This window comes from Microbacterium sufflavum (genome assembly GCF_023101165.1).
Lineage (GTDB): Bacteria > Actinomycetota > Actinomycetes > Actinomycetales > Microbacteriaceae > Microbacterium > Microbacterium sufflavum.
On the sequence record NZ_CP078076.1, the window covers coordinates 1163072 to 1183648 of the forward strand.

Annotated in this window: 19 protein-coding genes; 9 read left to right on the plus strand and 10 right to left on the minus strand. The window is 72.2% G+C overall.

Going from position 1 to position 20577, the window contains the following annotated elements; translation table 11 throughout:
• Positions 1-207: 207 nt before the first annotated feature.
• Both KV394_RS05830 and KV394_RS05835 read left to right on the plus strand, forming a co-directional pair.
• The gene (locus KV394_RS05830; protein WP_247982531.1) at positions 208-657 is read left to right on the plus strand and encodes a hypothetical protein; all 450 of its coding nucleotides are present in this window, start codon (positions 208-210) and stop codon (positions 655-657) included.
• Positions 658-752: 95 nt separating this feature from the next.
• Positions 753-965 (plus strand): hypothetical protein, encoded by a 213-nt coding sequence (locus KV394_RS05835; protein WP_247982532.1) that lies wholly within the window; start codon positions 753-755, stop codon positions 963-965.
• Between the two features lie 86 nt (positions 966-1051).
• Here KV394_RS05835 and KV394_RS05840 read toward each other — a convergent pair whose 3' ends face one another.
• Together KV394_RS05840 and KV394_RS05845 are read right to left on the minus strand one after the other, a co-directional pair.
• Positions 1052-1201: a hypothetical protein gene (locus KV394_RS05840; RefSeq protein WP_247982533.1), complete on the minus strand. Its 150-nt coding sequence runs from the start codon at positions 1199-1201 to the stop codon at positions 1052-1054.
• A 503-nt stretch (positions 1202-1704) separates the two neighbouring features.
• Entirely contained in the window at positions 1705-2934 is a 1230-nt protein-coding gene (locus KV394_RS05845) for an AI-2E family transporter (RefSeq protein WP_247982534.1), read from the minus strand.
• Between the two features lie 62 nt (positions 2935-2996).
• On the opposite strand from KV394_RS05845, the gene KV394_RS05850 reads away from it, so the two are divergent.
• Positions 2997-3296: a chorismate mutase gene (locus KV394_RS05850; RefSeq protein WP_136033320.1), complete on the plus strand. Its 300-nt coding sequence runs from the start codon at positions 2997-2999 to the stop codon at positions 3294-3296.
• 2 nt (positions 3297-3298) lie between these two features.
• Here the strand turns inward: KV394_RS05850 and KV394_RS05855 are convergent, their stop codons facing one another.
• The 3 genes from KV394_RS05855 to KV394_RS05865 all read right to left on the minus strand — a co-directional run bounded on the left by KV394_RS05855 (position 3299) and on the right by KV394_RS05865 (position 6845).
• Positions 3299-4999, minus strand: a complete 1701-nt coding sequence (locus KV394_RS05855) for a long-chain-fatty-acid--CoA ligase (RefSeq protein ID WP_247982535.1) — start codon at positions 4997-4999, stop codon at positions 3299-3301.
• A 50-nt stretch (positions 5000-5049) separates the two neighbouring features.
• Positions 5050-5643, minus strand: coding sequence for a short chain dehydrogenase (locus KV394_RS05860; RefSeq protein ID WP_247982536.1), 594 nt, complete (start codon positions 5641-5643; stop codon positions 5050-5052).
• Positions 5644-5753: 110 nt separating this feature from the next.
• Positions 5754-6845 (minus strand): ROK family transcriptional regulator, encoded by a 1092-nt coding sequence (locus KV394_RS05865; protein WP_247638083.1) that lies wholly within the window; start codon positions 6843-6845, stop codon positions 5754-5756.
• Between the two features lie 118 nt (positions 6846-6963).
• On the opposite strand from KV394_RS05865, the gene KV394_RS05870 reads away from it, so the two are divergent.
• A complete protein-coding gene (locus KV394_RS05870; protein WP_247638084.1) occupies positions 6964-8130 on the plus strand; it encodes an ROK family protein in 1167 nt (388 codons plus the stop codon).
• Positions 8131-8145: 15 nt separating this feature from the next.
• Here KV394_RS05870 and KV394_RS05875 read toward each other — a convergent pair whose 3' ends face one another.
• Genes KV394_RS05875 through KV394_RS05885 form a run of 3 tightly spaced genes read right to left on the minus strand, consistent with a single transcriptional unit; the run spans position 8146 to position 11323 of the window.
• Positions 8146-9072 carry a carbohydrate ABC transporter permease gene (locus tag KV394_RS05875; protein ID WP_205812677.1) on the minus strand — a complete coding sequence of 309 codons (927 nt, stop codon included), beginning with the start codon at positions 9070-9072 and terminating at the stop codon, positions 8146-8148.
• 2 nt (positions 9073-9074) lie between these two features.
• A complete protein-coding gene (locus KV394_RS05880) occupies positions 9075-10046 on the minus strand; it encodes a carbohydrate ABC transporter permease (RefSeq protein WP_136045098.1) in 972 nt (323 codons plus the stop codon).
• Positions 10047-10075: 29 nt separating this feature from the next.
• Positions 10076-11323 (minus strand): extracellular solute-binding protein, encoded by a 1248-nt coding sequence (locus KV394_RS05885; RefSeq protein ID WP_247982537.1) that lies wholly within the window; start codon positions 11321-11323, stop codon positions 10076-10078.
• 301 nt (positions 11324-11624) lie between these two features.
• On the opposite strand from KV394_RS05885, the gene KV394_RS05890 reads away from it, so the two are divergent.
• From KV394_RS05890 to KV394_RS05910, 5 genes are all read left to right on the plus strand, one after another.
• The gene (locus tag KV394_RS05890; protein ID WP_247982538.1) at positions 11625-12524 is read left to right on the plus strand and encodes an SIS domain-containing protein; all 900 of its coding nucleotides are present in this window, start codon (positions 11625-11627) and stop codon (positions 12522-12524) included.
• A gap of 25 nt (positions 12525-12549) precedes the next feature.
• The gene (locus KV394_RS05895) at positions 12550-13542 is read left to right on the plus strand and encodes an ROK family protein (protein ID WP_136033336.1); all 993 of its coding nucleotides are present in this window, start codon (positions 12550-12552) and stop codon (positions 13540-13542) included.
• Positions 13539-14483, plus strand: coding sequence for a 1-phosphofructokinase family hexose kinase (locus tag KV394_RS05900; RefSeq protein WP_247982539.1), 945 nt, complete (start codon positions 13539-13541; stop codon positions 14481-14483). The genes KV394_RS05895 and KV394_RS05900 overlap by 4 nt, the downstream gene beginning before the upstream one ends.
• A complete protein-coding gene (locus tag KV394_RS05905) occupies positions 14480-15361 on the plus strand; it encodes a class II fructose-bisphosphate aldolase (RefSeq protein ID WP_136036351.1) in 882 nt (293 codons plus the stop codon). The genes KV394_RS05900 and KV394_RS05905 overlap by 4 nt, the downstream gene beginning before the upstream one ends.
• A 91-nt stretch (positions 15362-15452) precedes the next feature.
• Positions 15453-16229, plus strand: a complete 777-nt coding sequence (locus KV394_RS05910) for a DeoR/GlpR family DNA-binding transcription regulator (RefSeq protein WP_136032255.1) — start codon at positions 15453-15455, stop codon at positions 16227-16229.
• A 248-nt stretch (positions 16230-16477) separates the two neighbouring features.
• Here KV394_RS05910 and KV394_RS05915 read toward each other — a convergent pair whose 3' ends face one another.
• Both KV394_RS05915 and KV394_RS05920 read right to left on the minus strand, forming a co-directional pair.
• The gene (locus tag KV394_RS05915) at positions 16478-18925 is read right to left on the minus strand and encodes a CHAT domain-containing protein (RefSeq protein WP_247982540.1); all 2448 of its coding nucleotides are present in this window, start codon (positions 18923-18925) and stop codon (positions 16478-16480) included.
• A gap of 45 nt (positions 18926-18970) precedes the next feature.
• Positions 18971-20542 (minus strand): S8 family peptidase, encoded by a 1572-nt coding sequence (locus tag KV394_RS05920; RefSeq protein WP_247982541.1) that lies wholly within the window; start codon positions 20540-20542, stop codon positions 18971-18973.
• Positions 20543-20577: the final 35 nt, after the last annotated feature.

The window sequence follows — 20577 nt, forward strand, 5'->3', positions numbered from 1 at the left end:
TAACGGCATTCTGTCCTCAAATGTGTAACGTGTCACTCGACTCCACTGGGAGTTGTTCAACGGAGAACGGAGGGCAGCATGCATGGTCGAACGAGGGTTCTGAACAGGAGGGTGTCTGGCGCGGTGGTCGCGTTGGCAGTCGCAGCGAGTGCAGTGTTTGTAACGGGCGCTGTCGGATCGGTCGGAGATCGCGATCTACCCGTCACTATGGCTTCTTCAGCAAACAACGACTCGATCTCCGATCTGCTGTCGTCGATTGACCAGCGCGTTGCGCCCGATGATGTCACGCTCACCGATAAAGGCGTCGCGAAGGAGTATGGGTTCGGCCAGGGATCGGTGCTTACCGTGTTCGAACGCCCTCATGCCTCCGGCGGGTCCATCGACGGACGGGCCGCAGCTGTCTCGGTTGGCTCGGACTACAACGGGCAGTACATTCAATTCTCCCCGGCCGACCAGCGGTCATTCCTCAGCGGCTGGGGCGGTTTCATGCTGGGTTCGCTCGGCTTGCTCATGGGACCGCTCGGTGCCGTGATCCTGGGGAGCATCGGCTCGGCGATCGCCCCCCAGATCGAGCAACTCACGTGCGCCGCGCGCAACAAGTCCATTCGTTTCACCTATACCGTCGATGGCAACGTCACGAACGCGCGGTGCGTGTGACGGAAGTCGCGTGGAGCCGCTCGCCATCGACCAGGCATCGGGAGGGGCTCGTGATGAACCAACCAGGAGAGAGAGCGGCTGCTAGTGTCGTCGGCATGTTCTTCGGGATCGGGTTCGTCCTGTCGATCGTGGTCGCGTTCGTCAGCCCCTATGTCTACGAAGGGTTGACGGACGCGCCCGCGCTGCCGACCTCGGTGACGATCATCGTCTGCTGGATCGTTCTCGCGGGTGGCGGGTACCTCCTGGACCGGCGCAGGCGCCGGACGGTATCGGCAGACCGAGGCGAATCGTCGGAGACGCCGATCTGAGCTGAGCTCGACGGAAGCGCCCGGTCCCTCGCGGGGCCGGGCGCTTCCGTGCGCGTGCGTGAGTCGACGTTCGACGCGACCGTTGATCAGCGATAGCCCCTGCCGTCGCAACTCACGGCATCGTCGAGCTTCCCGGAGGCGGCAGCATCGGCATCGAACTTCTTCGTCGGGATGACGGCGACCTCCACGGACTTCGCGTCCGGGATGCTCTCGGCGTCGGCGCAGCTGGCCACCACCGTCCACGACTTCCCTGGTTGGTCCTGAGAGAACGAAGCCGCCTCTCCGATCCCGGGTGATGCGTCCTGGATTGGAACTCGGCGTCGTGAGGGACGGCCGCGGTCACCTCGGCCAACGTCTTCCCCACGACATCGCTGGCGTCCAGAGCGGTCGCCGTGCACCCACTCAGGAGAACCGCCACCGCCGCCAGACCTCCGAGCCTTGCCGCGCCTCGTTTCACAGACCGCACAGCGAGCAGCTCAGCCACGGCTGCACCGAACCCGGGATACCTCTCTCCACGCATGACGGTCTCCGTTCTCCGTTGAACCCCGCCAATGGCGCACTCGCACCGATTCCACGCGATGCTCGCTCGGAACCGGATCCGCTTCACTCCGTATCCCTGGAATAATCGCATCGAGTCCCGCACGCCCGGGTGCAGTGTTAGCCGCACATCGCCGTGCCGCACAGGGCGATGGCTGGTCTCGACTGCATCGAGCCGGATGACACCCGCCGACGGTCGAGGCTAGGTGCGGGCGTCCTGGCGGGGGACCAGGACCTGCTTGATGATGATGAGGATCGACGCGGTCACGGGCACAGCGACCAGGGCGCCGAGCAGCCCGAGCAGCGTGCCGCCGGCCAGCGCCCCGATGACCACGAGCGAGCCGGGCACGGCCACGGCGCGGTTCATGACCCGCGGGGTGAGCACATACGCCTCGATCTGCATGTAGACGAGGTAGATCGCGGCGAAGATCAGCGCCGCGATCGGGTTGGTGAACAGCGCGAGACCCGTGCCGATGATCCAGAAGAGCACAGAGCCGACGAGGGGGATGAGCGTCACGCAGAACGCGATCGCGGCCATGAGCGGCGGGAACGGCAGGCCGAGCACCGCGTACAGGATGAGGGCGAGGGTCGCGTTGCAGAACGCCAGCACGACCATGCCCATCACGTAGCCGCCCACGGAGTCGGTGATCTGCTCGCTGATGTCGCTCGCGCGGTCCCGGTCGCGCGCGGGCGCCAGGCGCAGCAGACCCTGCTTCATGGCCGGGAGCGTCGCGAGGAAGTAGAGCGTCAGCACCAGCACCACGATCGCGCCGGAGATGCCGGAGGCGATCGAGGCGCCCACCGCGAGGGCTCCGCCGCCGATGGTGGCGAGGTTGCCGAAGTCGGACAGGAAGCTCTGCACCTCGCCGACGAGGTCTTGGAACTGGTCGCCGAACTGGTCGTTGAGGGTCTTGTAGAGGTCGGTTCCGGTGAAGTCCTGGACCATGCCGGGGACGGACCGGACGAACTCGGCGATCTGGTCGACGACGATCGGGATGATCATCCACAGCACCAGACCGAAGACCACGATGAGGGCGACGATCGTGATGACGACGGCGATGGCCCGGGAGAGGCCGCGCCGTTCCAGGAAGCGCACCGCCGGATCGAGGCCGAGCGCGCCGAACAGGGCGAGCGCGATGTAGATGAGCACGGTGGACAGGTTCGACAGGGCGAGGCCGATCACGAACGCGCCGAGGCCGCCCAGCGTGACCAGGAAGCCGAACACGAACGGACGGTCGATGCGCGTCCAGAACGAGCGGCTGGGTGTGGTCGGCTCGATCACCACCGGACGCGGCGGGGTCGCGGTGGTCGCGGGAGCCGCGGCGTCGGGCGGCCCGGGGAGCGCGGCATCGACGGGTGCCGGGGCCGCGTCCGAGGGCTGCGGGAGCGCGTCGTCGTGGGAGGCGGGGGCCGGCGACTCGTCGTTGCTCATGTGCACACGATAGCGCTGGACCCCCGCCGGTCAGGGGTGCCCCTCGCCCCTAGAGTGGGGGGATGACCGCCGTAGAGGATCCGAAGGCCGAGCTGCTCCGTCTGCGCGCCACCATCGACAACATCGATGCGGCGCTGATCTTCATGCTGGCCGAGCGGTTCCGCGCCACGCAGCAGGTGGGGCACCTCAAGGCCGAGCACGCGATGCCCCCGTCCGACCCGAAGCGCGAGGAGCAGCAGGTCGCCCGGCTGCGCGCGCTCGCCGAAGAGGCGCACCTCGACCCCGAGTTCGCGGAGAAGTGGTTCAACTTCGTGGTCGCCGAGGTCATCCGCCACCACACCGAGGCCGCCGAGAGCCGCTGACCTCAGCGGTCCCGCAGCATCCGGTCGCGCACCTCGCGCCGCAGCACCTTGCCGATGAGGGACCGCGGGAGCTCATCCACCGCGACGATCCGGCGCGGCACCTTGTAGGCGGTCAGCCGGGTGCGGCAGAAGTCGCGCAGCGCCTCGACGTCCGGCACCGCACCCTCACGGAACACCACGGCCGCCGCGACCTCCTCACCGCCGCTCGACCGCGGCAGGCCCACGACCGCGGCCGCCACGACATCGGGGTGGGCGTCGAGCGCATCTTCCACCTCGCTGGGCGACACGTTGAAGCCGCCCGTGATGATGAGCTCCTTGCGGCGGTCCACGATCGTCACGAACCCGTCGGGCGAGACCTCGGCGATGTCGCCCGAGCGCAGCCAACCGCCCGGGAGGAGGGCCTCGGCCGTCTCGCCGGGGCGCTGCCAGTACCCCTGGAACACCTGGGGACCGCGGATCAAGAGCTCCCCGCGCTCGCCGGCGGGGACGTCCTTCTCCGGGTCGTCGGGGTCGACGAGCCGGATCTCGGTGCTGGGGAACGGCACGCCGACGGTGCCCGGTCGTCGCGTGGGCCCCATGGGGTTGCCGAGCGCGACGGGAGACGCCTCGGTCATGCCGTACCCCTCCACGAGCAGTCCTCCGGTCGCGTCCTCCCAGCGCCGCACGGTCGCGACGGGCAGGCTCATCGCCCCGGAGATCGCGAAGCGCACGCGGGACAGGTCGATGGTGCCGCGTCCGGCCGCCCGGGCGAGCTGGTCGTAGATGGGCGGCACGGCCGGCAGGAACGTGGGCGGGCGCGTGCGGGCGGCCGTCGTCACCAGGCCCAGGTCGAACGTGGGGAACAGCACCACGGTCGCGCCGATGCTGAGCGCGAAGGTGAGGCACAGCGTCATGCCGTAGGCGTGGAACAGCGGCAGCACGGCGTAGAACGTCTCCTCCCCGTCACGCAGTCCCGGCACCCAGGCGCGACCCTGCATCGCGTTCGCGCGGAGGTTGGCGTGACTGAGGATCGCCCCCTTCGGGGTGCCCGTCGTCCCGCTCGTGTACTGCAGCAGCGCGGTGTCGCCGAGTGCGGGCGCCGGCACGCGGCGGGAGATGCGGCCGTGACCGAGGAGCCCCTTCCACGGCCGTACGTGGCGTGCGCGCGGTGCGGCGGTGAGCTTGGCCCGCGACTCCCTGGCCTTCGGAAGGGGCAGTCGGAGCAGGAAGCGCTTCGACCACGGCATCGCGGTCGTGATGTCGACGCTCACGATGTGGTCGACGCGCACGTCGTCGGGGAAGCCGTCGATCGTGTCGGCGACCTTGTCCCACACGATCGCGACGCGGGCGCCGTGGTCCTCGAACTGGTGGCGCAGCTCGCGGGCGGTGTAGAGCGGGTTGTGCTCGACGACGATGGCGCCCAGGCGGAGCACGGCGTAGAACGCGACCACATGCTGCGGGCAGTTGGGCAGCACGAGGGCGACCCGGTCGCCGGCGCTCACCCCGAGGCGCCGCAGACCCTCCGCCGCGTGGTCGATCTGCGCGCCGAGCTCGCGGTAGGTCGTCACCGCGCCGAAGAACTCCAGGGCGGGACGCCGGCCGTACCGGCGGACGCTCGCCGCCATCATCTGCGGCAGCGTCTGGGTCGGCTCGTCGATCTCGGCGGGGACGCCCTCCGCGTACGCGGCGAGCCAGGGGCGGGTCGAGAGACGGGAGTCGGTCATGTTCTCATCCTGCGTCACGGGCGCGCATGGCGCGGCCCCCTTGACGGGGGTCAGACCGCGAGCACTCGCCCGGTGATGACGCCCTCGACGGCGCGCACGTAGGCGCGTCCGACCTCTTCGTCGGTGACGGGGCGGTGGCCGGGGAAGCTGTCGAAGTAGCCGGGGGAGTTGGCGAGCACGTCGGGGGAGACGGCGTTGATGCGGATGCCGCGCGGCGCCTCGGCGGCGGCGGTGAGCACGAACGACTCCAGGGCGCCGTTGGCCATCGCGGCGGCGGCGCCGGTGGCGACGGGCTCCCGGGCGAGCACCCCGCTGGTCAGCGTGATCGAGCCGCCGTCGGAGACGACGGGAAGGGCCTCGCGCACCACGTCGAGCTGGGCGAGCGTCTTGCCCGTGAACGCCGCGAGGTAGTCGTCGCGGCTCAGGTCGCCGAGCGGCCGGAAGGGCACCGAGCCGACGGCCACCACGACCGCGTCGAGGCGTCCGATGCGCGCGAACAGCTCCCGGATCGACGACGGGTCGGTCACGTCCACGCGCTCATCGCCGCTGCGGGAGGCGCGGATCACCTGGTGGCCGCGGGTCTCCAGGGTCGCGGCCACCACGCCGCCGATGCTGCCGGTCGCGCCGATCACCAGTGCCTTCATGGGTGCCTCCGTGGGGTCGCTTGCTTCCGCGCGCAGACGCGCACCGCTCGAGTCTTGCACCCTTCGCGACGGGAGGGTCCGCGAGGGCCAGGGTGTCGGCGGGACCGGGCTCAGCGGGGGCTGAACGCTGCAGCGACCACGCGGGCGGCGGCCCCGCGCAGCACCGCGTCGTCGAGCGTGCTGGAGGCGACCGCGGGCCCGAGCGAGGGGTGCGACGCCGCGCGGACCGCGGTCGCCGTGGCCTCGACGAACGCGGGTGTGGCGATGTCGGACGGTCCGCTCAGCAGGATCGACGGAAGGTCGACGGCGGCGGCGATCACGGAGAGCGAGGTGCCCAGTCGCGCCCCCGCCTCGGCGAGCACCGCGTCTCGGTCCGCGCCGGGCTCGTCGAGACGGCGGCGCAGCGCGGGCGTCGACGCCCACGCGTGCACGCAGCCGTCGCGTCCGCACAGGCAGCGGTCGCCGGGGTCTCCGCCGGCAACCACATGGGCGAGCTCGCGGGCGCCGATCGACCGCTCGACGGGCGCGCCGTCGTCGCCCACCACCCGGATCGCGGTGCCGATGCGACCGCCGAGGCGCACGAGCAGGAAGTCGGTGCCGACCGCGCCGAACCGCAGCTCCGCGTCGGCGACCAGGTCGGCGTCGTCGAACACGTGCACGGGCAGGGCGAGGTCGTCGGCCAGACGCGGCCCGAGGCCGAGCAGAGCGGGCGATCCGGACGGGGCGCCGATGCCGATGCCGAGCGGGGCGCTGCTCGCACGCCCGGCCAGGTCGACGGCGAGGGCGGCGATCGCGGTGGCTGGATCCGCGTCGTCCAGCGCGACGTCGGCACGGTGGTCGATGCGGCCGTCGGGGGTCGCGAGGGCGCCGGTGATCCGTCCGGGAGTGCTGAGGTCGAGGGCGATCACCTGCACGGCGCGCTGGTCGAACTCGAGCATGACGGCCGGCTTCCCCGGACGGGCGTCCTGGCTCATGCCGCTCTCGCGGATCACGCCGTCGTCGAGCAGGTCGCGCACGACCTCGGAGATCGTGGGCCGGGCGAGCCCGGTGAGGCGGGACAGGTCGGCGCGGCTCGCCGCCGCGTGCTCCATGAGGGTGCGCAGCACGAGGGCGCGGTTGCGTTCACGGATGGCGCGAGCGTGGGTGGGTGCCGAGACTCGTGCCCGGTCGCCGGGGCGCTCTAGGATCTGGGGGTAGTGCACGTCGTTCCTCCCCGCTCCGCCCGGACGACTAAGTTTAATGAATAAACTAACTGGGTCGAGCGTACGGAGCGCCGTGCGCGCTGTCAATCACCGCACCCACCCCCGGGGGACCGTGAGCATGTTCACCACCGACGACGCGCTGGACACCCAGGCCGCCGTCCGCCGTGCGAACCTGCGCCGAGCCCTGCAGCTCGTGTTCCAGGCGTCTGGCACCCAGACCCGCGCCGGCATCGCCCGGGCGACCGGGCTCACCGCCGCCACCTCCTCCTCGCTCGTCGCCGAGCTGATCGACAGCCGGCTGGTGGTCGAGGGCGAGCAGGCCGTCAGCACCGGCGGCAAACGCGCCACCACCCTGAGCGTCGACGGCGCCCACCACCTGATCCTCGTGCTCGTCGTGCAGCCCACCAGCGCGCACGTCGCCCTCGTCGCGCTCGACGGGACCGCGCTCGACGCACGCACGGTCGCCTACACCCCCGCGACGCGCGACCGCGTGCTCGACGACACGGTGGCCGAGGCGGCGGCCCGCTTCGGCGCCCGGCTCCTCGCCGTCGGCGTGCAGCTGCCCGGCACCACCGACGGGCGGACCGTGCTGGAGAGCGTGCAGCTGGAGTGGCAGGACGTGCCGCTGGCCGAGCGGTTCGAGGCCATCGCGGGCGCGCCCGTGCTGCTGCTCAACGACGTCGACGCGGAAGCCATCGCCGAGGCCGGGATGGACGAGACGCCGTCCGGCTACCGGCTGTTCGTGCACCTCGGCGGCGGAGTCGGTGCGGCGGTCACCCTCGACGGCGAGCTCGCCCCGGGGCCGCGCGACCGTGCGGGCGAGATCGGGCACGTGCAGGTCGTGTTCGGAGACGCCGCGCGCCCGTGCCGGTGCGGCCAGCGCGGGTGCCTGGAGTCCGCCGCCGCGCTCGGGCCGATGCTGGGCGAGGACTTCACCGACGAGCTCGACCTCCCGGCCGTGCGCGCCCTCGTCGCCCGCGCCGACCAGGGGCAGATCGACGAGGGTGCCCGTGCGCTCGCCCGTGCGGTCAAGTTGATCAGCGCCCTGCTTGACCCGATCGAGGTCGTGATCGGCGGACCGGCGACCGAGCTGGGACCCCGGTTCCTGGAGCGCGTGCGGGAGGAGTCCGGCTATCCGGCGCGTGGCACCCAGCAGCCGCCCATCCGCTACGCCGACCCCCGGGTCCCGCTCTCCGCCGGTGCCGCGCAGGCCGCGCTCACCGCCGCGCTCGGGGTGCGCTGGAGTCCGCAGCAGCTGCGCGCCGCCGCGGCCCCCCGCCCCTGAACCCGCCCGCGCGGGCTACTTCACGCTGCCCGCGGTGAGGCCGCCGACCAGGCGCTTCTCGATCAGCATGAACAGGATGATCACCGGCAGGATCGCGACGATCGAGACGCCGAACACGTACTGCCAGCTGGTCTCGTACTGACCCACGAACTTCGTCAGCGCCACCGACAGCGGCTGGTTCTTGTCGGTCGACAGGATCACGAGCGACGCGGCGAACTCGTTCCAGCAGGCCACGAAGGTGAACACGATCGCGGTGACGATGCCCGGCCACACGAGCGGCAGGTTGATGCGGAAGAGCACCGTCAGGCGTCCTGCGCCGTCGATCTGTGCCGCCTCATCGACCTCCTTGGGGATGCCCGCGAAGAAGGAGTGCATGATCCACACCGCGAACGACAGGTTGAACGCGGCGTTGATGAAGATCATCGCGGCCCACGTGTCGCCGAGGCCGAGCGTGGTGAACTGCCGGAACAGACCCGACGTGAGCACCGCCGGCTGCAGCATCTGCGTGACGATCACGAGGAACAGGAACACCATGCGGCCGGGGAACGTGAACCGCGCCGTGTAGTACGCGGCCGGGAGCGACACCAGCAGCACGAGCAGCGTCGCGAACACCGAGATGACGATCGTCGACACCAGGTTGTACGGCAGCGGCGTCTCGGGCGTCGACCACATCGTGAGGTAGTTCTCCCAGTGCCACTCGGTCGGGAGGTAGGTCGGGTCGACCGAGCGGATCTGCGCCTTGGTCTTCACCGAGCCGAAGAACATCACGAGGTACGGCAGCACGAAGATCGCCAGCACGAGGAACCCCGCGGCCGTGCGCAGGACCACGCGCGGCAGCGACACCTGGTCGGCGGTGTAGCGGCGCCGACGGCCGGGGATCGGCGGGGTGCGGCGACCACGGGATTCGGCGGTGGTCACGAGGGCGGTCTCGGTCACGGTCACGATCAGACCTCCTTCATGGGCTTGACGATCTTCACGTACGCCGCGACGATCACGATCACGATGAGGAAGGCGACGACGGACAGGGCGCTGGCGACGTCGACCTTCTTCTGCAGCTCGATGTACTTGAAGATCAGGGTCATGATCGTGTCGGCGCCGTAGCCGGGGATCGACCCGGTCATCACCTTGAGGATCGGCAGCGAGTTGAACACGTTGATGATGTTGATGAGGATCGCCACGGCGAGGGCGCTGCGCAGCTGCGGCAGCACGATCGACCAGTAGGTGCGGGCGGGACCGGCGCCGTCCATCTTCGCGGCCTCGATCGCGTCGGCGGGCACGGCCTGCAACCCGGCGAGGATCGTGTACGTGGTGAACGGCAGCGACACGAACACGGCGATCACGATCGACCAGGTGAACGCGGTCGCGGGGTTCTTCGTCCACCCGTAGCCGACCGCGTCGTCGGAGAGCCCGATGTCGTAGAGGAACTTGTTGAAGATGCCGAAGTACGGCTCGAGGCTGTAGTAGAACACCATGGTCGTCATCACGACCGAGGCCGCCCACGGCACGATGACGGCCATGCGCACGAGCTGGCGCCCGGGGAACGCCTTGTTGAGGATCTGCGCGAGCCCGAGCGAGATCACCACGGTGAGCGCGACCACCGACACGACCCACACGATCGTGCGGAAGAAGATGGGCCAGAACTCCGCGAACGTGAACACGGTGACGAAGTTGTCGAAGCCGACCGAGCCCTTGTCGAGCCCGGAGAGGGAGATGTCGCGCGTCGAGTTGAAGAACATGACGCCGGCGGGGAACAGCACCACGCCGATGATGAGCACCAGTGCCGGTGCGATCCAGGGCAGCGCCTGGAGGAGGTCCCGTCCGCCGGGGCGACCGCGACCGGCGGCCCCGGCGTCGGGGGTGCGGGGGCGGCCGGTCGCCGCCCCCGCGAGGTTCGAGGATTCTGTGGTCTGGCTCATGGGATACCCGAACCTCTCCGTTCTGCGGGTCAGCCCGCGTCGACCTGCGCCTGGATCTCGGTCAGCACGTCCTGTGCCGGCTTCGACTGGAGCTGACCGAACAGCGACTTGAACGCACCGTCGGCGGCCGACCACTTCGGGTTCGTCGACGGGTAGAACTGCGCGTCGGGCAGCACGTCGAGGAACGGCTTGAGCGCCTCCTCGCCGGACAGCTTCTCGGCGCCGGACTTGGTGACGGGCAGGAAGCCCTCGGCCTGCACCCACGGCACGTACACGTCGGGGGCGTAGTAGTAGTCGAAGAACTTGGTGATCGCGTCCTTCTTGTCGTCGTCGTTCTGGAACGCCATCAGCTGGTCCATGACGCCGAGCGTGAACGGCGAGCCGTCCTTGGTCGGGATCGGGACGATGGAGTAGTCCAGCTCGGGGTTGCTGTCGGCGATCTGCCCGACCGTGGGCGGCAGGCCGACCTGCATGCCGATCTTGCCCTGGATGAAGATGTCCATCAGCGGGGAGCGCTGCGTGGAGCCCGGGTCGGCCTGGGTCGCACCGGCGTCGATCATCTTCTTGATCTGCTCGGCACCGACGAGGTTCTCGGGGGTGTCGATCGTGATCTCGGACGCGTCACCGAACGAGCCGCCGCCGCCCCACAGCCACACGGCCGCCTCGGCCTGTGCCTCTTCCGAGCCGAGGGGCATGCCGTATCCGGCGACCCCGCCGCCGAGCGCGGAGACCTTGGTGGCCGCGTCGAGCAGCTCGTCCCAGTTGGTGGGCGCCTCGACGCCCGCCTGCTGCAGCAGGGTGTTGTTGACGAAGAGGGCGCGCGCGGAGGCGATGAGCGGCAGGGCGTAGGCCGTGCCGTCGATCTCGGCGTTCTTGATGAAGGAGTCCTGGAAGTCGGAGTAGACCTCGTCCGACACGACGTCCTTGACCGGGTAGAGCAGCTCGTCGCCGACGAACCCGGCGAACGGCCCGCCGTTGTAGATGTCGGGAGCCTCGCCCGCCTGGATCTTGGTGGAGATGACCTTCTCGAGGTTGTCCCACGACTGCACTTCGAGCTTCACGTCGATGTCGGAGTTCTCCTTCTCGAACCCGTCGATCACGTCTTCCCACAGCCCCTTCGTCGCGTCGGAGTAGCTGGGGACGAGCAGGTCGAGCGTGGTCTTGCCGTCGGCGTCCCCGCCGCTGTCGCCGCCCGAACCGCCGAATCCGCACGAGGCGAGCGACAGCGTGGCGACGGCCGCGACGGCAGCCGCCCCGAACCGCAGTGACTTCTTCATGGGCATTGCATTCCTCACTGTGTGTGCCGTGGTCGGTGGGCGGGCGAGCCGCCGTCCGACGGAGCGGGGGTGGTGCACAGTCGCAGAACACTCTTCACGCGACGGTGCGTGGTGATCGATCGCGGTGAGGGCGACCTCTCGGGTCAAGCCGAAGCTTGGGTGGAACGTACAGATTATTTGTCAGGCAAACAAACAAAATCAAGCGTTCGCCCGATCTTGCTCGATGGTGGTGACATACTATGATCGAAACGCATCCGAAAGAATCACAAATACGCAACTACTCGTCTGAAAGGGTCGACCGATGACCGAAAACCTGCCCGGCGCGCACATGCGCGAAGAACTCCTCTCGCAGCCCGAGATGTGGCAGCGCGCCACCGATCTCACCGCCGAGCAGGGGCGGCTGCCCGCCCGCGGGGCCAGGGTCGCGGTCGTCGGATGCGGCACCTCCTGGTTCATGGCGCAGTCCTACGCCGCGCTGCGCGAGTCCACGGGACACGGGGAGACCGACGCGTTCGCCGCCTCCGAGGCCTTCGTCGACCGCGGCTACGACGCCATCGTCGCCCTCACGCGGTCCGGCACCACGAGCGAGGTCCTCGACCTGGTCGAGCGCGTGCGCGGACGCGTGCGCACCGTGGGCGTGATCGGCGACCCCGACTCCCCGCTGGTCTCGCTCGTCGACGACGCCGTGCTGCTGCCGTTCGCCGACGAGCAGTCGGTCGTGCAGACCCGCTTCGCCACCACGGCCCTCGCCCTCTTCCGCGCCTCGCTCGGGGAAGACCTGAGCGGGGCGATCGCCGACGCGACCGCCGTGCTCGCCGAGCCCGAGGTCGACGCCGAGCTGCGTGACGCGGAGCAGTACACGTTCCTCGGACGGGGCTGGACCATCGGGCTCGCGCACGAGGCCGCCCTCAAGCTGCGCGAGTCGTCGCAGTCGTGGACCGAGGCCTACCCGTCGATGGACTACCGCCACGGCCCGATCGCGATCGCCGCCCCCGGCCGCGTCACCTGGCAGTTCGGCGACGCCCCCGACGGGCTCGCCGACGAGGTGCGTGCCACGGGCGCCCGCTTCGAGCACCGCGCCATCGACCCCCTCGCCGACCTCGTGCGCCTGCACCGCACGGCCCTCGACCGTGCCCTCGCGCGGGGACTCGACCCCGATCAGCCGCGCAACCTCACGCGATCCGTCATCCTGGATGCATGACCCGCGCACGCACCGGAGCCGAACGATGACCCCGATCGACGGAGCGGACGCGATCCCCGACGTCGAGAAGGACGCCTCCGGCGAGACCCTCGCCGCGGTACGCTCGCTCGGCCCCGGTGCCCCGGCGCTCGCGTTCGACGTGGGCGGCACCGACATCAAGTCGGCCCTCTTCGACGCCGACGGCACGGCGCTCGGGCTGCGGCGCACCCCGACGCCCGTCGTCGCCGGCGACCGCACGCACGCGATCCTCGACCGGCTGGACGCGCTCGCCGCCGAGCTCCGCGACGCACACCCCGAGGTCGTGCCGCAGGCGGTCGGCCTCGTGGTGCCCGGCATCGTCGACGCCGACGCGGGCGTCGGGGTGTTCGCCAGCAACATGGGCTGGCGCGACGCCCCGCTGCGGGACCTCGCCCGCGAACGCCTCGGCCTGCCCGTCGCGTTCGACCACGACGTGCGCGCGGCCAGCTGGGCCGAGCACCGCCTCGGTGGAGCACGCGCCTACGACGACGCCGTGATCCTTGTGATCGGCACGGGCATCGCGGGCGCCCTCCTGGTGGGCGGACGGCCGTACACCGCGGGCGGTTACGCCGGCGAGATCGGCCACTCGCCCATCGCCGACGGCCCGGCCTGCCCGTGCGGCGCGCGCGGCTGCCTGGAGGCCGTCGCCTCGGCCGGTGCGATCGCCCGGCGCTATCGGGAGGCCACCGGGGTCGTGCCCGACGGCGCGAAAGACGTGATCGCCAGGGCGGCCGCGGGTGACGAGGTCGCCGCCGCGATCTGGGACTCCGCGCTCGACGCGCTCACGATGTCGCTTGCGCAGCTCACCGCGGTGGTCGCCCCCGAGGCCGTGGTGATCGGCGGGGGGCTCTCGCGCGCCGGAGGAGCACTGTTCGACGAGCTGCGGCGCCGCCTGGCCGCGCGGCTCAGCTTCCACCGGCTGCCGGTGCTCGTGCCCGCCGAGCTCTCCGGCAACGCGGGTCTGATCGGTGCGGCCCTGCGGGCCAGGGAGCTGACGTGATCCTCACCGTCACGCCCAACCCCGCGCTCGACCTGACCTGGCGCGTCGACCGGCTCGTGGAGGGCGGCACCCACCGCGCCGACGCGGGGGCCGCGCGCGCGGGCGGCAAGGGCCTCAACGTGGCCAGGGTCGCGCATGCGCAGGGCGCGCCCGTGCTCGCCGTCACGACCGCGGGCGGCCGCGTGGGCGCCGAGTTCGCGGACGAGCTGAGCGCCAGCGGCGTCCCGCACGTGCTCGTGCCCGTCGCGGCGGAGACCCGGCGCAGCATCGCCCTCGTCGACGAATCCGCGGGCGACACCACCATCGTGAACGAGCGCGGCGTCAGCCCCTCCGACGCGGAATGGGGGGCGGTGCTGGCCGAGGTGGTCGAGCGGCTCCCCGCGGCGGGCGTGCTCGTGATCTCGGGCAGCGTGCCGCCGGGCACCCCCGAGGCGCTGCTGCCGATGCTGATCGCCGTGGCGCGTGACGCCGGCGTGCCCGTGGTCGTCGACACCTCGGGCCCCGCGCTGCTGCGGGCCGCCGACGCCGGGGCCACCGTGCTCAAGCCCAACGCCGCCGAGCTCGCCGAATCCACCGGCATCGACGACCCGGTGCACGCCGCCCGCACCCTGCTGGAGCGCGGTGCCGAGCTCGTGCTGCTCTCGCTGGGCGCCGACGGCATGCTCGCGGTGACCGACGACGAGCTCGTGCACGCGCGACTCGACGAGCCCCTCGCGGGGAACCCGACCGGTGCGGGCGACGCCGGGGTCGCCGCCTGCGCCGTGCTGTACGCCGAGGGCGAGCGCGACCCCGAGACGGTGCTCCGCCGCGCGACGGCCTGGTCGGCGGCGGCCGTGCTCATGCCGCTCGCCGGCGACATCTCGCCCCGCTGGACCGCGCTCGCGCAGCACCTGCGCGTGACCCGCCCCGACCCCGCCCTGTTTCGAAAGGACCCCTCGTGACCCTCGTCTCCGCCAGAGAACTCGTCACCGCCGCCTCGGACGCCGGAACCGGCATCGGCGCGTTCAACGTGATCCACCTCGAGACCGCGGAGGGCCTGGTGCGCGCCGCCGCCCTCGCGGGACTCCCGGTGATCCTTCAGATCTCGCAGAACTGCGCCGACTATCACGGCGGCCTGGAGCCCATCGCGCTCGCCTCGCTCGCGCTGGCCCGGCGGGCGGAGACACCGGTCGCGGTGCACCTCGACCACGCCGAACGACCGGAGCTGGTCGATGAGGCCGTCGCGCTCGGGTTCGGCTCCGTCATGTTCGACGGCGGCGCGCTGCCCTACGACGAGAACGTCGCGCTGACGGCCGAGGTCGCCGCGCGCGCACACCGGGCTGGCGTGTTCGTGGAGGGCGAGCTGGGCGAGGTGGGCGGCAAGGACGGCGCGCACGCACCCGGAGTGCGCACCGACCCCGACGAGGCCAGGGCCTTCGTAGCCGCGACCGGGGTGGACGCCCTCGCGGTGGCGGTCGGCTCGTCGCACGCCATGACCGACCGCACGGCGTCGCTCGACCTCGACCTCATCGCGCGGCTGCGGGCGGCACTGCGCGGCGCCGGGGCGGCCGGGGCGGACGTGCCCCTCGTGCTGCACGGCTCGTCCGGGGTGGCCGACGCCGTGATCGCCGACGCGGTGCGGGCGGGCATGACCAAGATCAACGTCTCGACCCATCTGAACGGCTTCTTCACGCGGGCGGTGCGCGATGTGCTGGACCGCGACGAGCGGCTGGTCGACTCCCGCAAGTACCTCGCACCCGCCCGCGACGCGCTGGCGCAGGAGGCGGCGCGGATGCTGCGGCTGTTCGCGCTGCAGACCGACACGGCGGCCGCGGGATGAGCGCGGCGGCGACAGGGCCGCAGGCGCTCGCGGTCGGCCGTCACCACGGAGGTCGCGGGTTCCCGCCGCAGCACTCCTCCGGGAGCACGCGGTGAAGCGGGCGGCACGGCTGAACGCGATCCTCGACCTGCTCGCCGCCAGCGGTGAGGTCACGGTGGACGAGCTCGTCGACCGGTTCGGCGCCTCGCCGGCCACCACCCGCCGCGACCTCGACACCCTGGCCGAGCAGCGCCTGCTCACGCGCACGCACGGCGGTGCGGTGGCGCAGACGGTCGCCTACGAGCTGCCCATCCGCTACAAGAGCCACCTGCGCACGCACGAGAAGGCGAGCATCGCCCAGGCCGCGGCCGACCTGGTGTCGCCCGGCATGGTGGTGGGTCTCTCCGGGGGCACCACGACGACTGCGATCGCGGCCGCCCTCGCCGCCAGGGAGGACCTGGCCGCCGACGGCGGCGTCACGGTCGTCACGAACGCGGTCAACATCGCGGCACAGCTCGCCACGCGGCCCGACATCAAGGTCGTGGTCACCGGCGGCGTCATCCACTCCCGCACGTACGAGCTCGTGGGGCCGTTCGTGGAACAGCTGCTGCGCGGGGTGCGGCTCGACATCGCGTTCCTGGGCGTGAACGGCATGGACGCCGCGGCGGGTGCCACCACGCAGGACGAGCGCGAGGCCGCCGTGAACCGCATGATGGCTGAGCGTGCCCGGCGCGCGGTCGTGGTGACCGACGGCAGCAAGCTCGGCGTCGAGGCGTTCTCCGCGGTGGGCGGGCCCGAGCTGTTCCACACCGTCATCACCGACCGCGGGGCCGAGCCCGCGCTGGTCGAGGCACTGCGCACCGCCGGGTACGTCGTGCTCCTCGCCTGAGTCCGCGCGGGCGCACCCCAAGGGCCCCGGCGTCCCCAGATCGCCGAGGCCCTGTGAGGTGTCGCGGCTGCATCCGCGGCTCCCCAGAGCAGTTGGTGTCCCTGTCGTGCGCGCTCCCCAGTGCGCTGTTTCCCCAGATCCGACGGCGCCTCCCTCGCGCCTCCTCCTTCGAGGCCCTTCGCCTGCGACACCTTCCGAAGAACAGGAGTCACCGCCTGCGGTTCTGATACACCGATTGGAGAAAAAGGTCAGAATCCGTCGCCGTGGCACTGGAACGGCGCGATCACGCCCGTCGTGACGGCCGCGGAGGCCAGGGCGTCCGCCGGTGCAGCGCCCTCGGTCAGCCCGGCGTGCACGGCCGCCAGCAGCTCGCACGCATCGTCGTCGGGCACCGCGACGGGGGCCGCGATCACGCACTCGGTGCCCGCGTGCAACCACACCCGCGTCATGCCCAGCGCCTCCTCCCCCCAGCGCACCGACGAGCGCCCCAGCTCACACGCCGACAGGATCACGGTGCGCGGCGCCCGCGGGATCAGGTCCACGTCGTAGCCGAACAGCGTGCCGTCGCTCAGCTCGAACCCGGAGAACAGGGGGTTGTCGACCGCGTGCCGTCCGTGCGCCGCGATGTGCAGCAGCTCCGCGTCGCCCGCGAGGGCCGTCACCGCACCCACCGTCGCCTCCGCACCCTCGTACACGCGCGTCGAGGCACGGTCCGTCCAGGCCGAGGCCGCACGCTGCACCTCCTCGCCCGCGCGGCGCACGCGAGGACCGGCGGCGAAGCCCACGACGGGCGACGCGGCGCGCGGTGCCCGGTCGGCTCCGAGCCACCGCGACACCGACGTGACGAGCGTGAACGGCAACCCGCGCATGCCGGGCAGCATGGCCCACGGCACGCCCCCGAGGATGCCGGGCACCGTGATCGCCACGCGCGACGCCCGCGGCACGGCCCGCCGCAGCGGTGCGAGCAGCCCCGCGTCGAGCAGCTCCAGCCGCGCGACGAGGGACCGCTGCGTAACCGCACCCATCGCACCGCCGCGGGTGAGAGCGGCCATGTCGAGGTCGGCCCGCAGCCCGTCGAGCGCCGCCCGCACCCGCGGCCAGTCCAGCTCCACGATGCGCGCCCGGCCCTCGGTCACCGCCACGGCGTGCAGCTCGGAGCCGGTGAAGACGTAGGAGAACACCGCGGTGTCGCGCGGGAGGAGTGCAGACGCCGCCGCCAGGCCGAGCCGCTCACGCGCGGCGCCGGAGCCGGTCGCCGTCCACTGCCTCTCGCGCACCCGGTCGCGCAGCATCCGCACCCGCGCGTCGGTCGTCCAGTCGGCACCCGCGAGCTCTGCCCGCAGCATCCGCAGCTCCGCCAGGTCCGCCGCCAGGTCCGCGTCGTGCGGGGGCCGCACCGGCGCGACCTGCTGGCTGAGGTGACGCGCCCGCTCCGACCACTCGAACAGGGTCTCCGGGTCGCCGAGGCGCGCCGCCGCCGTGAGCCCGGTGAACACGAGGTCGCTCGCGTGCATCGCGACCGAGGCCTGCAGGTCGAGCGCGCCGAACGACTGCTGCCACGACGACAGCAGGTCGAGGCCCTCGCCCGCGGCCCGCAGCGCCGCCCGGTCACGGCCTCGGTGCAGGGCCCTCGCTGCCCGCACCTCGTGGACGCGCAGCCGCAGGGGCGTGGGGGCGGACGCGGCGATGCGGGGCAGCCGCCCAGCTCCGTCGCGCCGTGCGGCCAGGCGCAGCGCCGTCGCCTCGGTGCGGAATCCGCTGCGGTCGAGGTCACGGGCGACACGCTCGAACTCCTCGGCCGGGATCGCCCGGTCGGGGTGGGCGCGCTGCCGTGCCTCCAGTCGCACGGCCTCGGCCCGCGCCGTCCACCCCGGTGTCGCGAGGGCGGTGAACCGTCGGGCGGCCAGACGTGCCGCGCGTTCGGCGGCCGCGGGATCATGGCGCAGCAGTGACCGCGCCAGGTGGAACTCCGCCTCGCCGCGCGCCTGCCGCATGCGCTGCGCCCCGAACTGCACGGCCACCCGCCCGAGCAGCACCTCCGCCTCGGTCGTCAGGCCCGCGTCGCGGAGCACCTCGGCCCGATCGAGGTCGGCGATCGCGGCGGCCAGGTCGCTCGCCTCCGCCAGGGCGGGGCGGGAGCGGGTCATGAGCGCGAGGGCGCCCACGAGGTCGCCGCCCAGCAGCGCCGCATAGCCCAGGTTGTGCGTGGCCTCGGCGACCGGGCCGCGGGCGTCATGCGCCTGATACACGGCGAGGGCGCGGCGGAGGTCGGCGACGCACGCGTCGAGCTCGTGGCGCTGCATGCGCACGACCGAGCGGTTCATCAGGCAGTTCGCGAGCTCGGTGCTCTCGGCCTCCGCGGCGGAGAGCGCGTCGATGGCGCGGGAGAGCTCGGCCTCGGCCTCGGGCAGTCGTCCGCGGTGCATGAGCAGGGTGCCGAGCTGGCCGCCGAGCAGCGCCACCGTCTCGGGCTGCAGTCCCGCGCGCGCGAGGGCCGCCCGGCACAGTTCCTCGGCGGCCGCGGGGTCACCGGTCTGCGTCAGCACGTAGGCGCGGGTGCCGTCGATCCGGGCGCGCAACTCGGGGTCGTCGGTGCGCGCGGCTGCGGCGTCGAGGGCACGGCGGGCCTGCGCGAACCGTCGCGTGTTCGCCGCGTCGACGCCGCGCCGATGCAGCTCGCTCGCGGACAGGGGCATCCGTCCAGGATGCCGTGCCGCGACCCCGGTGGGGAAGAGTACGGGTCAGCCGCGGTCGTGCGGGTCGGGGAGCTCGGCGAGCACGGCGGACACGGCCTTCGCCGCCGCGGCCGGGGTCGCGCCCGCCACCGGGACGGCCCCGAGCTCCGCCGCGATGCGACCGGCGAGGTACGGCGCTGCGAACGACGTGCCGCTCCAGACCGCGAAGCCGCCCCGGTAGTCGTCGGGGTCGAGGGTCTCACGCACCAGTCCGTCGACGTCGGCCCTGGTCGCCGCCTGGGCACCGCCGACGAACGCGGGCGACGTGCTGACGACCGCCGCGCCCGGGGCGTACACGTGCACCCAGGGCCCGACGTTGGAGAACAGCGCGACCGAGCGCGACGACGGGTTGAGGGCGCCGACGGCCACGTGCGGGGCGCCCTTGTCGGCGGGCAGCCCGTTGTCGGCTCCCGGCCACGGCCACAGCGACGCCGGGAAGGACGGCCGGTCGATCGCGTCGTTGCCGGCCGAGCACACGACCACGCAGCCGAGCTCGCGCGCCTTCGCCAGCAGCTCGTACAGCGTGCGGCTGAACAGCCCGTCGGTCGGGGTCTCGTGGTAGTAGCTGAGCGACAGGTTGAGCACGTCGATGGGGAAGCCCGTCTTCGGGTCCTCCCGGTGCCGGCGCAGCAGCTCCACCACCTGCGCCACGGTCTCCAGCAGGGTGCTCTCGTCGACCACTCCGAGCGCGCCGGCCACCCGGATCGACAGGATGTCGGCGTCGGGTGCGGTCTGCCGCACGATCCCGGAGATGAACGTGCCGTGCCCGGCCACCGCGTCGATCTCGCCGTCGAGCTGGCCGTACAGGTCGGGGTAGCGTTCGGGGTCGGCGTCGTCGGTGAGCCCGACCGGGACGCCGTCGAGCTCGATGTGCCGCGTGACGATGTCGGACGGCAGCCAGGCGTGCTCGCCGCAGCCCGTGTCGAGCACCGCGACGACCGGGCGTCGTCCGCGCTTCGGCGCCGCGGCGCGCACCGGGGCGGGCCCCAGCCACGAGACGGGCTGCCGTGCCCCGCGGCCCGGCTCCAGGTAGTCGTCGCTGCCGCCGGTGCCCGCACCGGCGCCGCGCACGGGGTTGGTGCGGGTGAACGGGTTGGTGCGGGTGAACGGGTTCGTGCGCGTGAAGGGGTTGAGGCCGACGGGGTCGATCGACAGCACGTGCTCGAGGCTCGTGCGCGGCATGGTCGACCGCGACAGGCGCCGTGCCCGCTGCAGCACCCGCCAGGCGTCCGGCGCCACGGGCGACTCGCCCCTGGCCGGCTCGTCGGGCGTGGTCAGGCGCGCGCGCAAGAACCCGGCGACGCCCGGTACCAGCTCGTCGCCGCCGACCTCGCGCTCCGCCGATTCGATCTCGAGCCGCCAGCCGAAGGTGTCGGCGGCGTCGCGCAGCGTGCGCACCTCGCGGTCGTATGCCTCCTGGTCACCGACGGTGCGCGTGATCAGCAGGCGTTCGGGCAGGTACGCGGTGGGGAAGGCGCGGATGCCGTCCACGGGTTCCGTGCTCGGGTCGAGAGCGGTGCCGCGGCGGATCGATCCCTCCGCGCGGTCCTGCCACGTCCATCCCTGGGGCTGCTCCATCGGTCATCCTCTCCGTGCGGGCTCCATCGCCCGCC

What these genes read in the sequence shown, in the direction of transcription:
- KV394_RS05830 (WP_247982531.1), top strand. Translation starts at nt 208, where the DNA reads ATGGCTTCTTCAGCAAACAACGACTCGATCTCCGATCTGCTGTCGTCG.
- KV394_RS05835 (WP_247982532.1), top strand. Translation starts at nt 753, where the DNA reads ATGTTCTTCGGGATCGGGTTCGTCCTGTCGATCGTGGTCGCGTTCGTC.
- KV394_RS05845 (WP_247982534.1), bottom strand. Translation starts at nt 2,934, where the DNA reads ATGAGCAACGACGAGTCGCCGGCCCCCGCCTCCCACGACGACGCGCTC.
- KV394_RS05850 (WP_136033320.1), top strand. Translation starts at nt 2,997, where the DNA reads ATGACCGCCGTAGAGGATCCGAAGGCCGAGCTGCTCCGTCTGCGCGCC.
- KV394_RS05855 (WP_247982535.1), bottom strand. Translation starts at nt 4,999, where the DNA reads ATGACCGACTCCCGTCTCTCGACCCGCCCCTGGCTCGCCGCGTACGCG.
- KV394_RS05860 (WP_247982536.1), bottom strand. Translation starts at nt 5,643, where the DNA reads ATGAAGGCACTGGTGATCGGCGCGACCGGCAGCATCGGCGGCGTGGTG.
- KV394_RS05870 (WP_247638084.1), top strand. Translation starts at nt 6,964, where the DNA reads ATGTTCACCACCGACGACGCGCTGGACACCCAGGCCGCCGTCCGCCGT.
- KV394_RS05880 (WP_136045098.1), bottom strand. Translation starts at nt 10,046, where the DNA reads ATGAGCCAGACCACAGAATCCTCGAACCTCGCGGGGGCGGCGACCGGC.
- KV394_RS05885 (WP_247982537.1), bottom strand. Translation starts at nt 11,323, where the DNA reads ATGAAGAAGTCACTGCGGTTCGGGGCGGCTGCCGTCGCGGCCGTCGCC.
- KV394_RS05890 (WP_247982538.1), top strand. Translation starts at nt 11,625, where the DNA reads ATGACCGAAAACCTGCCCGGCGCGCACATGCGCGAAGAACTCCTCTCG.
- KV394_RS05895 (WP_136033336.1), top strand. Translation starts at nt 12,550, where the DNA reads ATGACCCCGATCGACGGAGCGGACGCGATCCCCGACGTCGAGAAGGAC.
- KV394_RS05915 (WP_247982540.1), bottom strand. Translation starts at nt 18,925, where the DNA reads ATGCCCCTGTCCGCGAGCGAGCTGCATCGGCGCGGCGTCGACGCGGCG.
- KV394_RS05920 (WP_247982541.1), bottom strand. Translation starts at nt 20,542, where the DNA reads ATGGAGCAGCCCCAGGGATGGACGTGGCAGGACCGCGCGGAGGGATCG.